Below are 14,586 nucleotides of genomic sequence, written 5' to 3' on the forward strand. Positions count from 1 at the left end.
AAGCCCGTTCAACAACAGGCCTTTTGGGCGGATGCGTATCAGCGCACCTTCAGGCGCTGGCGTTGCCTGCTTTGCGCCTGGCCTTCCAGGCGCCGAAAATGACGATCAGGCCGGGAATCAAAATCATGGCCCAGATGATTTTGTCGAGATGGGTTTTGACAAACGGAATGTTGCCGAAAAAATAACCGATGGTGACGATACCGCCAACCCACAGTGCGCCGCCCACAAGGTTGTACAGCGTGAACTTGCTGCGTGTCATGTCCGATACGCCTGCGACAAAGGGGGCAAAAGTTCGAAGAAATGGCATGAAACGCGCCGCAATGATGGTGATGCCGCCATACTGCTCATAAAACGCGTGGGCCTGGTCAAAGGCCTTTTTGTTGAACCAGCGCGAGTTTTCCCACTGGAACACCTTGGGCCCCAAGGCTCGCCCTATGCTGTAGTTGCACTGGTCGCCCAGCACAGCCGCCACAAACAGCAACACCACCGCCACCGGAAAACTCATGAGGCCGACACCGCACATCGCGCCCACTACAAATAGCAGTGAATCACCCGGCAAAAATGGCATGACGACCACGCCGGTCTCCACAAAAATAATCAGGAATAACAGGGCATACACCCACGCGCCGTAGCTGGTGACAAAGGCTTCCAGGTGCTTGTCGACATGAAGAATGAAATCAATGAGAAAGGTGGCGAATTCCATACCGGTGATTTTGACAGGTATGAAACCCGCGCCCGCCGCGTACCGGCCTCAGCGGCCGCTGTTGCCGCTGACCCTCGTCATGACATGTACCAGCCCCTTGCCAGGCGCATAGATATAGCCGTAGCTCGTCCCCGAACCGGTTTTCCAGCCGTACTGCACGGCACCGGGTGTGCCGTCATACACGCATGAAAGCTTTTCAATCTCGACGGTCGTCACTTCATTGCGCGTGCCTCTCGGTGAAAAATAAGTGGTGTTGTAGCGGCGTACCTGGCCTTGAGTCCAGAGGCCAACCGGGAATTTTCCTTCGTTGCTGGCGTTGCCAAAACGCTGGTCATACACCCGGCCAATGGCGGTACGGTCGGGCGTCAGCGCAAAACGCTCGTGCGCACGCGGAACCTTGCGTTCGTAGATTTCGTAGACAGCACCGCCCTGGCCTTCCCACTGCATGGGTCCTTTGAGTGTCACGTCTCCCTTGCCCACAGAACCATCGGGTAATTCGTCGACAAACGGATACACCCGATCGACCGCTGCAAATACCAGTTCCCGGCTATCTGTCATGGGGTTGCCGGTGAGAAGTTCGACTGGCAAAAACCGCTCCTTGATGCTTTCATCCTGTATGCACACGGGCACCTTGGGCGTTTGCACCTGCGCTTGCGCCATACCGGCAAGAAAAAGGGCGAAGATCAAGGATAAAGAAGCTCGGGCTTTCAATCGCATGGGATTCCCTTACATAAATAAAATAAATCGGAACCATGACGGTTACCGCAACAAAATATTACAAGATTTGGAAAAGGGGCAGTTGCCGGACTTGTTGCTTCCTCACTCCAAAAAGCCCAGCCCGTAAAATCAGCAGCAATGACCCCTCCTCCCGCCCGCCGCCCGATCCGCGAACTTCCCGATGAATTGATCAGCCAGATTGCGGCCGGCGAAGTGGTGGAGCGCCCAGCATCCGTCGTGCGCGAACTGGTGGACAACGCGCTGGACGCCGGCGCCACGCAGGTGACTGTGCGGCTGCTGGCCGGCGGCGTGCGGCTCATCGTGGTCGAAGACGACGGCTTCGGCATCCCTCGCGAAGAGCTTCCCGTCGCCCTGAGGCGCCATGCCACCAGCAAGATTGCGTCGTTGCAGGACCTGGAAGCCGTCGGCACCATGGGTTTTCGGGGCGAGGCGCTGGCCGCGATCAATTCGATCGCCGACATGAGCCTGCTGTCCAGAACCGCCGCAGATGAACACGCGTGGCAGCTTGACGGCCGCACCGGCGAACTGAAGCCCGCCGCGCGCAGCCGTGGCACCAGCGTGGAAGTGCGGGAGCTGTTTTACGCCACGCCCGCGCGCCGAAAATTCCTGAAAACCGATTCCACCGAACTGGCCCACTGCATTGAAGCCGTACGCCGCCATGCACTGGTGCGGCCCGATGTGGGTTTTGGCATCTGGCACGAGGGCAAGCTGGTTGAGCAGTGGCGCGCAGCGGCAGGCGACAACGCCCACCAACAGCGCCTGGCCGATGTGCTGGGCAGCGAATTTGTCGAGCAGTCCGTCGCCGTCAACTACGTTAGCTCGGCCCGCCGCGCCGACGGTCTGCCTGCCGTGCGCGTCTGGGGTGTGGCCGGCATTCCGGATGCCGCCCGCTCGCGTGCCGACCAGCAGTTCGCGTATGTCAACGGCCGTTACGTACGCGACAAGGTCCTGACCCACGCGGCGCGCAGCGCGTATGAGGACGTGCTGCACGGCCACCGTCAGCCGGTCTATGCGCTGTATGTTGAGATCGACCCGTCCCGCGTGGACGTAAACGTGCACCCGACCAAGATCGAAGTGCGTTTTCGCGACAGCCGCGAGGTGCACCAGGCCGTGCGCCATGCCACCGAAAACGCGCTGGCCATCCCGCGCTCCACGGCAGCTGTCCAGGCAGGCGCGGAAGACGCTGCTGTCACGCCCACCGGATTTCTTGAGCAAAACAAGGCCTTTGCGCAACAGGGATGGGCGCAACCAGCTATTAATTTTGTAGCAAACGGCGGTCACAGGGCCTCCGACTTTGACGCCATGTGGCCGTCATCGCAAGCCGTCGCACCCAGCCAGCGGGAATCTGGCGAGGATGCCCTGTACGTCACCATTCCCCCGCCCGGAAACGGCATGGCAAACCCCGGCGTGCCTGAAGGCGCAAGCGCCCTGCCCTCCGGCGACTGGCCGCTGGGCCGCGCCATCGCCCAGTTGCAGGGCATCTACGTGCTGGCCGAAAACACCCAGGGCCTTGTCATTGTGGACATGCACGCTGCCCACGAGCGCATCGTCTATGAACGCCTGAAAACCCAGATGGACGGTGCCGATGGTGCCAGCATCATCAGCCAGCCGCTGCTGATTCCGGCCACCTTTGCCGCCAGCCCCCAGGAAGTGGCCACGGCCGAGGCCAACGCCCAGGCATTGGCAACGCTGGGCCTGGAAATCACGCCTTTTTCGCCCAAAACCCTGGCGGTGCGCGCCGTACCCACCAGCCTGGCGCAGGGCGATGCGGTGGAGCTGGCCCGCAGCGTGCTGGCCGAGTTGGCCCAGCACGACGCCAGCACCGTCATACAGCGGGCCCAGAACGAGTTGCTGTCCACCATGGCCTGCCACGGCGCCGTGCGTGCCAACCGCAAGCTCACGCTTGACGAAATGAATGCCCTGCTGCGCCAGATGGAAGCCACTGAGCGCTCAGACCAGTGCAACCACGGGCGGCCCACCTGGCGGCAGGTCAGCATCCGGGAGCTTGACACGCTCTTCATGCGCGGGCGCTGAACTTTTCAGCCTCCGGCGAATCATTCACTTGCATGAAACGCTGGCACCTCTTTACTTCTTTCCTGATGACGCTGGCGTTGCTGGCAGGTTGCGCCACCCTTGACGAAAAGCAGCGGGCCTGGATCTTCCAGCCCAGCGACCGCACCTGGAGCGGGGGCGCTGCCGCCGCTGTTGGCATGGAAGACGTCTGGATTGACTTCAACGCCCCCAGCGGCAACGGCAGTGGCGGCGACCACCCCGTCCGGCTGCACGGCCTGTGGCTGCCGGCAGACGAGTCGGGTGCCGCAAGCAAAACCCCCGTGCTGCTGTATCTGCACGGCGCGCGTTACAACGTCACCGGCTCCGCGCCGCGCATGCGCCGCATGCAGGAGCTCGGCTTCTCGGTCCTGGGGATCGACTACCGCGGTTTTGGCAAAAGCACCTATGAACTGCCGTCGGAAACATCTGCCTACGAAGACGCCCGCGCCGCATGGGACTGGCTGGCCAAAAAGTACCCCGACCGTCCCCGTTACATCTTCGGCCACTCGCTGGGCGGGCCGATTGCCATCAACCTGGCCACTGAAGTGGCCGATGAAAGCGGCACGATTGTCGAAAGCACATTCACTTCCATCGCCGATGTGGTGAGCACGTCCCAGTGGGGCTGGATGCCGGTCTCGCTGCTGATCACCCAGCGCTTTGAAGCCGTCCGCAAGGTCGGCAAGATCGGTTCCCCCCTGCTGGTGGTGCATGGCGGCGAAGACCGCCTGATCCTGCCGGACCTGGGGCGCAAACTTTATGACGCCGCAGCGCAGCCCAAGCTCTTCCTGCTGGTGCCGGGTGGCTCGCACCACGACACCAACCTGGTTGGCCAGCCGCAATACCGGCAGGCACTGGGGCAGCTGTTTGACATGAATAAAGGACTCGATAAGGGCCCGGACAAGGCTCTCATCGAAAGCGCCCAGCCCACGGCCTTGCAAATAGCCGGCAATAAGCGCGCCCCAAAAGAGGCAGAACTACTCCAGAATAAGGAATAAATGCTCACAAACGGGTATTTTTTACTTACCCAACACATGTAGCCGGATGTAACATCCCCGTATCGAATAACAGCTATTAACAGCTAAACAACGAGAGGGGAATGTATGAGCCAAGTCCTGGTTACCCGCAGGTCGTCCGCCTTCACTTTGCTGGCCCCCGCGCTGGCGTTGCTGGCATCTGCCCCTCTTCACGCCCAAACCGCCGCCGCTGCCGCGGCGCCTGCCGTTGCGAAATTCAATGGCGCAGACACAGCCTGGATGCTCATCTCGACCGTGCTGGTGCTGTTGATGACCATTCCCGGCATCATGCTGTTCTACAGCGGCATGATGCGGGCCAAAAATGCGCTCTCCATCGTGGCGCACACTTTTGCGGCCACCACGGTTGTCACGCTGGTATGGGCGGGCATTGCGTACTCGCTGGCCTTCACGCCCGGCAACCCCTGGATCGGCGACATGAGCCGTGCGCTGAGCGAGGGGCTGCTGGGTGCAAAAGTCGGCGCGCACGTTTCAGCGCCTTCCGTGCCGGAATCCGCTTTCTTCCTGTTCCAGCTGGCATTCGCCATCATCACCTTCGCGTTGATCATCGGCGCCACCGTGGAGCGCATGCGCCTGAGCGCCACCATCTTCTTCGCGGCTTTCTGGACGATATTGGTTTACGCGCCGGTGGCGCACTGGATCTGGCAACCCACCGGCTGGCTCGCCAGCATGGGCCACATGGACTTTGCGGGTGGCACGGTAGTGCACATCGCGGCCGGCGTCAGCGGCCTGGTGGCGGCCAAGGTCGTGGGTCCGCGCAAAGGTTTCGGAACCGTACCCATGGTGCCGCACAACCTGCTGGTATCCATCATCGGCGCCGGGCTTTTGTGGGCCGGCTGGTTTGGCTTCAACGCCGGTTCGGCCTTTGAGGCGAGCTCCCGCGCCGTGGGCGCCCTGCTGGCCACCCAGGTGGCAGCCTGCGTTGGCGCGTTCATGTGGGGCATTTGCGAATATGTCCAGCGCGGCAAGTTCAGCGTGCTGGGCATGGCTACAGGCGCCATTGCCGGCCTCGTCGCCATCACGCCGGCGTCCGGTTTTGTCGGCGTCATGGGTGCATCGGTGCTGGGCTTTGCGGGCGGCGTCGGCTGCTTCCTGGCCGTGACCCGCTTCAAGCGTGCCACAGGAATCGACGACTCGCTTGACGTATTTGCCCTGCACGGCGTGGGCGGCATCATCGGCACGGTCCTGACCCCGGTCTTTGCGCTCAAGGAAATTGCGCCCGTGACCGCCACCGTGTTTACCAACCTCGTGGGAGCCTGCGCCGTTGCAGCTTACGCAGGCGTCGCGACCTGGCTGATTTTGCTGGTGGTCAAACCCCTTGCAGGCCTTCGCGTCACCGCGGCAGAGGAAGAACTGGGGCTTGACCTCGCCCAGCACGGTGAAATGATTTCAGGTGCTTGAGTCCCTCGCCATCAAGACACATAAACCATGCTGCTAACCATGACACCGCCTGACGACTCCGATCTCATGGCCTACGCGGTGCGGATGGTCATTCCCATGAAGCGGGAGTTCGGCCGTTCACTGAATGTCCATCAATTCCTGCATGACCTGCCGTACGCCACTGAAGTAATTCAGGAAGCGCTCAACAGCAAGGACGAGCGCCTGCGCAGCTATGCGGCCTACGCGCAGACCAAGATTTTCGGACCCCGCAGCGGCAGCGAACCGTTGCTGTCAGCGTCCGCTGCATCGCCCGCCGTAGCGGCTGCCGCTCCCGCCGCAAGCGAAACAGAAATCAGCGAAGACCTCCGGGCCAAGGCCATTGCCCGGTACAAGTCAGGCCTGCGCTGAACAGCCTGGCCGCCGCGGCAAAGCCCTGATATCCCAGGCATGATCAGCCGGCCCTCACCACACGCACACCGGCACGTCTGGCGCTGCTGATCCACGCTGCCTGCGCGTCGCGGTGAACCACCACCGCCGACACATCGGCCAACGCCATGATGCGGCAGGCCGACGCCGCGCCAAGTTTTTCGCCCGATGCCAGCAGCACTGTCTCCGAGGCACAGCGGTGCAGCGCCCGCTTGACGGCGGCTTCTTCGGAATCGCCCGTGGTCACGCCCGCCGACGCATGCACGCCGGTCGCCCCCATGAAAAACACATCGGCCCGCAGGCGCGAGAGCTGCTCCATCAACTCGGCCCCCATGGCGACCATGGAGTGCCGGAAAAGCCGCCCGCCAAGCAGCTGAATCACGATGTGGGGACAACGCGCCAGTTCCATGGCGACCGCCGGGCTGTGGGTAAACACCGTCGCATGGAGGTCTTCGCGCAGGTGCCGCGCCACCTGCAACGCTGTGGTGCCGCCGTCAATGATCACCACCTGCCCGGGCTGGACCATGGCCGCCGCCGCCCGGCCGATGGCTTGCTTGTCCAGCGGCGCAATCTGCTCGCGCACCGCCACATTGCCGACGGCTGGCGAAGCGGGCAAGGCCCCGCCATGGACACGCTGGAGCTTGCCCGCCTGGGCCAGCTCGCGAAGGTCGCGCCGGATGGTGTCTTCCGAAATACCCAGTTCCTGGCTGAGGGCCTTGGCAACCAGTTGCCCGTCACGGTCAAGGCGCGTCAGCAGCAGGTGTTTGCGTTGGCTGGTCAGCATCGGGTTCGGCTCCTGTTCCCGTCCAGCCCAAGGGCTGGACAGCTGCACGAAACTTCATAATAATGCACGATATTACACGAAATCAAACAACCTGAATGCGCCCTTCCTTCCTGATTCCACCGCCCGCACCCCACGTGCGGGTGCTCGGCGATGAACGCCTGTCCGACAACTGGTATGTGTTGCGCAAGCTCACCATCGAACTGCGCCGCCGCGGCGGCACGTGGCAGCAGCAGGCACGCGAGGTCTACGACCGCGGCAACGGCGCAGCGATCCTTCTTGTCAACGTCCGGCGGCAGACCGTGGTGCTGACAAGGCAGTTCCGGCTGCCGGCCTGGGTCAACGGTTGTGCCGACGGTATGCTCATCGAGGCCTGCGCCGGACTGCTCGACGGCGACGACCCCGAGACCTGCATCCGCCGCGAAGCAGCCGAAGAAACCGGGTTCCGCATCCAGGCGCCGCACAAGGTGTTCGAGGCTTACATGAGCCCGGGCTCGGTCACTGAAAAGCTGCACTTCTTCGTGGCCTCCTACGAAAGCTCGGACCGCACCGGGGAAGGCGGCGGCATCGTCAATGAAGGCGAAGACATAGAGGTGATCGAGCTGTTGCTGGAAGACGCGCTGGCCATGGTGCGCAGCGGCGCCATTGAAGACGCCAAGACCATCATGCTGCTGCAGCATGCAAAAATCACCGGCCTGGACCGCCTGCTCCCCTTGCGCCCTCCGTTCTCTTCTTCCGGGCCCTGAGCCATTCCGGAGACGGCCGCTCCGGGGGCCACGCCGGCGTTTGTCTGATACGCTCAGCTCAATGGATGTTCCTGTTTCGAAGACCGCGGCGCCTGCCATGTCGCCCGGCATGGTCGTGCTGGTGCTGTCGATGCTGCTGGGCATCCAGCCGGTCACGACCGATCTCTACCTGCCCGCCCTGCCCGCGTTGACCGAAGGTTTCGGCGCGCCGATGTCGCAGGCGCAGCTCACGCTCAGCGCCTTGTTGCTGGCCTTCGGCACCTCCCAGCTGATCTGGGGCCCGCTGTCTGACCGCGTAGGCCGCCGCCCCATCCTGCTCTGGGGCCTGTTCGCCTACACCCTCGCCTCCGTCGGCAGCACGCTCGCCCCGTCGATGACGCTGCTGATCACCTGGCGCATCGTGCAGGGCGCCGCCATGGGCGCGGCAGTGATGTGCGCGCGCGCCATTGTGCGCGACCTGTACCAGCCGCTTGAAGGCGCCCGCGCCATGTCCAAGGGCTTGAGCGGCCTGGGCGTGCTGGCCTGCATCAGTGCACCGCTGGGCGGCCTGCTGTCGGAGCTTTTCGGCTGGCGCATGGCCCTGATGGCGCTGGCCGTGTTCGGCGCGGCCACGCTGGCCCTCATCTCACTGCGGTTTGAAGAAACCCTGGCCCAGAAAAACCCGCGTGCGCTGCAGCCGGCCATTCTGCTGCGCACCTGGGCCCATATTCTTCGCAACCCCACGTTCCTGGCGTTTTCGGTGTTGACCGCGGCATCCTACGGCGGTCTCTTCACTTTTCTGGCCACCTCGTCGTTCGTGTTTATCAAGGTGCTGGGCCTGACCAAAACACATTACGGCCTCATCATGTTTTCGATGTGTTTTTGCTACCTCACCGGCACCTTCATCTGCCGCCGGTTGCTGCCGCGCTTTGGCGTGCGGCGCTCGGTGGCTGTGGCTGCGTGCCTCACACTGGCCGGCGGAACTTTGATGGGCGTGCTGGCCTGGGCCGGCATCCAGAACGTCTGGGCCATCATGCTGCCCTACTACCTGTTCATGCTGGGGCATGGCGTGCACCAGCCCTGCGGGCAGAGCGGCGCCGTAGGCCCCTTCCCCCAGGCGGCGGGCGCTGCCTCGGCACTGAACGGCTTTTTGATGATGGTCGTGGCCTTCGGCATGGGCGGCTGGCTGGGAACGCACATGGACGGCACGGTGCGGCCGCTGACCAACGGCGTCTGGTTCTGGAGCGCACTGATCGCCGCCACGGCCTGGACCGTGATTCAGAAATACGGAGAGCCTGCCCATGAGGCCGCAGCCAGGGCCTGACATGCGCGGCATCGCGCTGGCCGGGCCGACGGCCTCCGGCAAAACCGCCGCCGCCATGGCCATTGCGCAGCGCCACGCAGTGGAAATCATCAGCGTCGATTCCGCCCTGATCTATCGCGGCATGGACATCGGCACCGCCAAGCCCACACCGGCCGAGCTGGCCGCTGTGCCGCACCACCTGATCGACATCCGCGACCCGCTCCACGCCTACAGCGCGGCCGAGTTTGTGGCCGATGCCAAACGGCTGATGGAAGACATCCGAGCACGCGGCAAACTGCCGCTGCTGGTGGGCGGCACCATGCTGTACTTCAAGGCGCTGTTCGACGGGCTGGACGACATGCCCAGGGCCGACCCCACCGTTCGCGCCGTGATAGCCGACGAAGCAGCCGCCAACGGCTGGCCGGCGCTGCATGCCGAACTGGCCCGGGTGGACCCGGTCACGGCCGCCCGGCTCGCGCCGAACGATTCGCAGCGCATCTCGCGTGCGCTGGAGGTTTTCCGCGTATCGGGCCAGCCGCTGTCGTTCTTCCACCAGAAAAATGCTACAAAAAACATAGCTGCTGGCGCACAGCCATCAATGGCTACAGCCCTTATTTCCCTTGAACCTCAAGACCGAAGCTGGCTGCACGAGCGCATTGCCCAACGCTTCGACGCCATGCTGGCCGGCGGTTTTATGGATGAGGTGAAAGCCTTGCGCGCACGCGGCGACCTCAACCCCGACTTGCCTTCGATGCGCTGCGTCGGCTACCGCCAGGCGTGGGAGGCACTGGATGGCAACTACCCGCTGGCCGAGCTGCGCGACAAAGGCATTTTCGCCACGCGCCAGCTGGCCAAGCGCCAGATCACCTGGCTGCGCTCCATGCCGCAGCGCCAGGTCGTGGCCTGCGATGCGGCCGATGCGTTGCAGCAGGTGCTTGCGCTGGTTGACGCTTCCGTGGGGCAGATAACGTGAGCCTTCAACTCAGGAACCTCGCCAAGCGCTACGGCACAACCGCCGTGTTCAGCCATGTCACGCTGGATGTTGAGCCCGGCGAATTCGTCGCCATCATCGGCGAATCCGGCGTCGGTAAATCAACGCTGCTCAACTGCATGGCCGGGCTCGATACCTGGGACGAAGGCACAGTGCTGCTGAACGGCCAGGACCTGGGCGCCATGACCGATGACCAGCGTGCGCTGCTGCGGCGGCGCCATGTGGGTTTTGTATTTCAGGCCTTCCATGTGTTGCCGCACCTGGATGTCGCGCAGAACGTGGCCCTGCCGTTGCTGCTGCTCGGCGAGCCGGACGATGCGCGCGTGCAGTCGCTGCTGGATGCGGTCGGCCTGTCGGGCATGGGCGGGCGGCTGCCCCAGCAGCTCAGCGGCGGCCAGCTGCAGCGCGTGGCGATTGCCCGCGCCCTGGTGCACCGGCCCAGCCTGCTGCTGGCCGACGAACCTACCGGCAACCTGGACCCAACAACGGCCGCCAAAGTGATGGATGCGCTGATTGCCCAGACCCGTGAACACGGCGCCTCGCTGGTGCTGGTCACCCATTCGGAAGCCGCCGCCGCACGCGCCGACCGCCGGCTGCATCTGAGCGCCGACGGCATTCTTCCGTAAGCTGCGCGCCTCGTAGTCAGGACTTCAGGCCTGGGTCAGCAACTCTGCGTAGCGCTTCAAATCAACATTTCCGCCGCTGATGATCACGCCCACCTTTTCACCAGGTGCGGCAGGGTTGGCCTGCAGCGCGGCGCACGCCCCGGCAAACGCCAGGCAGCCTGTCGGTTCCACCACCATCTTCATGCGCTCGGCAAAAAAGCGCATGGACTCAACCAGCTGCACATCGCTGACCGTGAGGATGTCGTCCACATCGCGCCGGATGATGGCAAAGGTGTACTCGCCCAGGTGCTGGGTCTGTGCACCGTCGGCAATGGTTTTTGGCGTTTCAATATGCACGATGCGCCCTGCACGCAGCGACTGCTGGCCGTCGTTACCCGCTTCAGGCTCTACGCCGTAGACCTTGCACTGAGGCGACAGGGCGCGCGCCGCAAGCGCCGAGCCGCTGGTAAGCCCGCCGCCACCAAGGCATATGTAGAGACGGTCCAGCGGGCCGGTTTCTTCGATCAGCTCTTTCGCGGCCGTACCCTGGCCGGCAATCACGTCGGGGTGGTCATAAGGCGGGATCAACGTCATGCCGCGTTCGGTGGCGAGCCGTTTCGTCAGCGCCTCGCGGTCTTCGGTGAAACGGTCGTACAGCACCACTTCCGCGCCATAGCCCCGCGTGGCGGCCAGCTTGGCAGCAGGTGCATCTTTGGGCATCACGATGACCACGGGCATGCCGAGCAGCCGCGCCGACAGCGCCATCGCCTGCGCATGGTTGCCCGACGAAAACGCGATGGCGCCAGCCCGGCGCTGCGCCGCGTCGAACTTCGACAGCGCATTGAAGGCGCCGCGAAACTTGAAAGCGCCCATGCGCTGGAAGTTTTCGCATTTGAAAAAGAAATTCGCGCCCCAGCGGGCATCGGCCGTACTGGACCGCAACACGGGCGTGCGGTGCGCATGGCCTTCAAGCCGCGCGGCAGCGGCGGTGACGTCGTCGTAGGTAGGAAGTTGCATGGTGAATCAGCTTTCATTCCGGGTGGGAAAAATCAGAAAGATCCGGGGAGGCATCCAGAAGACCGCAAGCTTAAATGACGAGGCGCTTTCTGGGCAGAGCCAGAAAGCCCGATTCTGTACCGATACAGATGGCTGATTCGTTCAATTGCTGCGACCAGGTTTCGCTGCGGCGCTGAAAGGCACAATGAGCGCATGCGCGCCCTGCTCTTTAGCTTCTCCTGGCGGGAACTGCAACACCACCCCTGGCGCAACGCCGCCGCCGTGGTGGCTGTGATGCTGGGTGTGGCCCTGGCGTTTTCCGTGCAGCTCATCAATGCGTCGGCACTCAGTGAGTTTTCACAAGCGGTGCGCGCGGTCAACGGCCAACCCGACCTGGAGCTGCGTGCCGTGCAGGGCAGCTTTGACGAGGCGGTGTACGCACGCGTGGCCAACCATCCGCAAGTCGCGCTGGCCAGCCCGGTGCTTGAAATCAGCACGTATGCGCTGGACAACACCTCCCCCACCGGCCGCCTGCCGCTGCGCATCATCGGCGTCGACGCGCTGGCAGTGGCCGCCATCGCGCCGTCCCTGATGCCGGTGCCGTCTTCCGACGCGGGACGCTTCGCCCTGTTTGCGCCCGGCAAGGTGTTTTTGAACGCCGCCGCGCGGCAGGCCTTGGGCGCGCCCGAGCTGCGCCTGCAAAGCGGCCTGGAACTGCGCCGGGTGGCTGTGGCCGGCAGTGTCGGCGCCGGTGGCGGGCCCCTGGCCGTGATGGACATTGCCGCCGCGCAGGAGCTCTTCGGCAAGGCCGGACAACTTTCCCGCATCGACCTCAGGCTCAGCGCCGGCGCCGATGCGCGCCGGGTGATCGAGTCGTTGCAGCTGCCGTCCAATATCACCGCAACAGCGCCGGGGGACGCGGCCGAACGCGTCAGCAACCTGTCGCGCGCCTACCGCGTCAACCTGACGGTGCTGGCCTTGGTGGCCTTGTTCACGGGCGCCTTCCTGGTGTTTTCGGTGCTCTCGCTGAGTGTGGCCAAACGCGCGCAGCAATTCGCGCTGCTGGGCGTGCTGGGCCTCACCGGCCGTGAACGCCTGCAGCTGGTGCTGGCCGAGTCGCTGCTGCTGGGCGTGGCCGGCAGCGTGCTGGGCATCGCGCTGGGCACTGGCCTGGCAGCGCTCGCGCTGCGGCTGCTGGGCGGCGACCTGGGAGGCGGCTACTTTTCCGGCGTCGCACCCACCTTGCAGTGGAACAGCTGGGCTGCACTGACTTACGGTGCGCTGGGAATTGCCGCCGCCGGGGTGGGCGGCTGGTGGCCGGCACGTGCAGCGCAGAAACTGCCGCCCGCGCAAACCCTCAAGGGCCTCGGCGCTGCGGCGGGCACCGGCAGCGGCCACTGGTTCAGTATTATTTTGATAGCTGCTGGCGCCCTGCTGGCGCTGGTTCCGCCGCTGTTTGGCATTCCACTGGCAGCGTACGTGTCAGTGGGCTTGCTGCTGGTCGGCGGCATCACCGCCCTGCCCTGGCTGATTTCGCTGATCTACAACCGGCTCAGCCCCCGGGTGGCCCACCGGCTGCTACCGCTGCTGGCCGTGGAGCGTGCGCGCCGCGTGCGCGAAAGCGCCGCGGTGGCCGTGAGCGGCGTGGTGGCATCACTCAGCCTGGCCGTAGCGCTCACGGTGATGGTGACCAGCTTTCGCGAGTCGGTCACGCACTGGCTGGACGTCGTGCTGCCGGCAGACCTGTATGTGCGCACGGCGCTGGGAACCTCCGCCAGCGATACGGCGTACTTCTCGCCGGAGTTTGTGGCCGCGCTGGGCCGCCTGCCCGGCGTGGCGCGGGTGGGCAGCCTGCGCACCACGCAGCTGCTGCTGGATACGGCCAGGCCCAGCGTCACCCTGATCGCCCGCGCCCTGGACAACCCGGCCACCGCGCTGCCGCTGGTGGGCCAGGCATTGCCGGTGCCGCCCGGGCACATTGGCATTTATGTGAGCGAGCCGATGGTGGACCTGTATGGGGCACGCCCAGGCACCGTTTTTCGCCCACTTTCACAAGCTTTTATGGCGCTGGCCCAATCAGAATCAGCGCGAGCAGCTCCTGATTTGATAGCAAGCAAGATTGGGGCCGAGACGCCCGTGTTTTATGTGGCGGGCGTCTGGCGGGACTACGCACGCCAGTTCGGCGCCATCGCCATCGCCCACACGGACTTCGAACGCCTGACCGGCGACCAGCGCACCAACGACCTCGCACTGTGGCTGACCGAGGGCGCCAGTGACAGCCAGGTGCAGCAGGCCGTGCGCGGCCTGGCCGAGCAGCAGTCCGGCGCCGGCGCGCTGCTGGAGCTGGCCTCCGTCAGTCAGCTGCGCGCCACGTCGCTCCGGATTTTTGACCGCAGTTTTGCCGTCACCTACTGGCTGCAGGGCGTAGCGATCGCCATCGGCCTCTTCGGCGTGGCCGCCAGCTTCAGCGCCCAGGTGCTGGCACGCCGCAAGGAGTTTGGCCTGCTGGCGCACCTCGGGCTGACACGCCGGCAAATCCTGGCCGTGGTGGCCGGCGAAGGCGCGGCCTGGACGGTGATAGGCGCGCTTGCGGGGCTGGCCCTGGGACTCGCGGTGTCGACCGTGCTGGTGTACGTGGTGAACCCGCAAAGCTTTCACTGGACCATGGACCTGATGGTGCCCTGGCTGCGCCTGGCCCTGCTGTGCGCCGCGGTGGTGGTGGCCGGCACCGTGACGGCCTGGCTGGCGGGCCGCGCGGCCGCAGGCCGGGACGCCGTGCTGGCGGTGAAAGAAGACTGGTAGGCCTTGTCCCTTTGCGGCATTTGCCGCGAAAGGATGCGCCACGGGCAAGGAGC

Annotated in this window: 13 protein-coding genes; 9 read left to right on the forward strand and 4 right to left on the reverse strand. The window is 64.4% G+C overall.

Going from position 1 to position 14,586, the window contains the following annotated elements; genetic code table 11:
* Nucleotides 1-49: 49 nt before the first annotated feature.
* Both AC1D11_RS02785 and AC1D11_RS02790 read right to left on the reverse strand, forming a co-directional pair.
* Nucleotides 50-703, reverse strand: coding sequence for a DedA family protein (locus AC1D11_RS02785; RefSeq protein WP_477646861.1), 654 nt, complete (start codon nt 701-703; stop codon nt 50-52).
* Nucleotides 704-751: 48 nt separating this feature from the next.
* Entirely contained in the window at nt 752-1,390 is a 639-nt protein-coding gene (locus AC1D11_RS02790; RefSeq protein WP_477646862.1) for a hypothetical protein, read from the reverse strand.
* A 168-nt stretch (nt 1,391-1,558) separates the two neighbouring features.
* Here AC1D11_RS02790 and mutL point away from each other — a divergent pair, with 168 nt between their 5' ends.
* The 4 genes from mutL (at nt 1,559) to AC1D11_RS02810 (ending at nt 6,312) form a co-directional block, all read left to right on the forward strand.
* Nucleotides 1,559-3,475: a DNA mismatch repair endonuclease MutL gene (gene mutL, locus AC1D11_RS02795; protein ID WP_477646863.1), complete on the forward strand. Its 1,917-nt coding sequence runs from the start codon at nt 1,559-1,561 to the stop codon at nt 3,473-3,475.
* Nucleotides 3,476-3,507: 32 nt separating this feature from the next.
* Entirely contained in the window at nt 3,508-4,488 is a 981-nt protein-coding gene (locus AC1D11_RS02800) for an alpha/beta hydrolase (protein WP_477646864.1), read from the forward strand.
* 105 nt (nt 4,489-4,593) lie between these two features.
* A complete protein-coding gene (locus AC1D11_RS02805; RefSeq protein ID WP_477646865.1) occupies nt 4,594-5,925 on the forward strand; it encodes an ammonium transporter in 1,332 nt (443 codons plus the stop codon).
* A gap of 27 nt (nt 5,926-5,952) precedes the next feature.
* Nucleotides 5,953-6,312, forward strand: a complete 360-nt coding sequence (locus AC1D11_RS02810) for a hypothetical protein (RefSeq protein WP_477646866.1) — start codon at nt 5,953-5,955, stop codon at nt 6,310-6,312.
* Between the two features lie 43 nt (nt 6,313-6,355).
* Here the strand turns inward: AC1D11_RS02810 and AC1D11_RS02815 are convergent, their stop codons facing one another.
* Nucleotides 6,356-7,114 carry a DeoR/GlpR family DNA-binding transcription regulator gene (locus AC1D11_RS02815; protein ID WP_477646867.1) on the reverse strand — a complete coding sequence of 253 codons (759 nt, stop codon included), beginning with the start codon at nt 7,112-7,114 and terminating at the stop codon, nt 6,356-6,358.
* A gap of 95 nt (nt 7,115-7,209) precedes the next feature.
* Between AC1D11_RS02815 and nudK the strand changes: the two genes are divergently transcribed.
* The 4 genes from nudK to AC1D11_RS02835 all read left to right on the forward strand — a co-directional run bounded on the left by nudK (nt 7,210) and on the right by AC1D11_RS02835 (nt 10,756).
* Nucleotides 7,210-7,857 (forward strand): GDP-mannose pyrophosphatase NudK, encoded by a 648-nt coding sequence (nudK, locus tag AC1D11_RS02820; RefSeq protein ID WP_477646868.1) that lies wholly within the window; start codon nt 7,210-7,212, stop codon nt 7,855-7,857.
* A 61-nt stretch (nt 7,858-7,918) separates the two neighbouring features.
* Nucleotides 7,919-9,160, forward strand: coding sequence for a multidrug effflux MFS transporter (locus AC1D11_RS02825; RefSeq protein WP_477646869.1), 1,242 nt, complete (start codon nt 7,919-7,921; stop codon nt 9,158-9,160).
* A complete protein-coding gene (miaA, locus tag AC1D11_RS02830) occupies nt 9,138-10,112 on the forward strand; it encodes a tRNA (adenosine(37)-N6)-dimethylallyltransferase MiaA (RefSeq protein ID WP_477646870.1) in 975 nt (324 codons plus the stop codon). The genes AC1D11_RS02825 and miaA overlap by 23 nt, the downstream gene beginning before the upstream one ends.
* A complete protein-coding gene (locus AC1D11_RS02835) occupies nt 10,109-10,756 on the forward strand; it encodes an ABC transporter ATP-binding protein (RefSeq protein ID WP_477646871.1) in 648 nt (215 codons plus the stop codon). The genes miaA and AC1D11_RS02835 overlap by 4 nt, the downstream gene beginning before the upstream one ends.
* Nucleotides 10,757-10,780: 24 nt before the next feature.
* Here the strand turns inward: AC1D11_RS02835 and AC1D11_RS02840 are convergent, their stop codons facing one another.
* Complete coding sequence (locus AC1D11_RS02840; RefSeq protein WP_477646872.1) at nt 10,781-11,752, reverse strand: threo-3-hydroxy-L-aspartate ammonia-lyase; 972 nt, start codon at nt 11,750-11,752, stop codon at nt 10,781-10,783.
* Between the two features lie 192 nt (nt 11,753-11,944).
* Between AC1D11_RS02840 and AC1D11_RS02845 the strand changes: the two genes are divergently transcribed.
* On the forward strand, nt 11,945-14,533 hold the full coding sequence (locus tag AC1D11_RS02845; protein WP_477646873.1) for an ABC transporter permease: 2,589 nt from the start codon (nt 11,945-11,947) through the stop codon (nt 14,531-14,533).
* Nucleotides 14,534-14,586: the final 53 nt, after the last annotated feature.

This window comes from Polaromonas sp. P1_E11 (genome assembly GCF_056405995.1).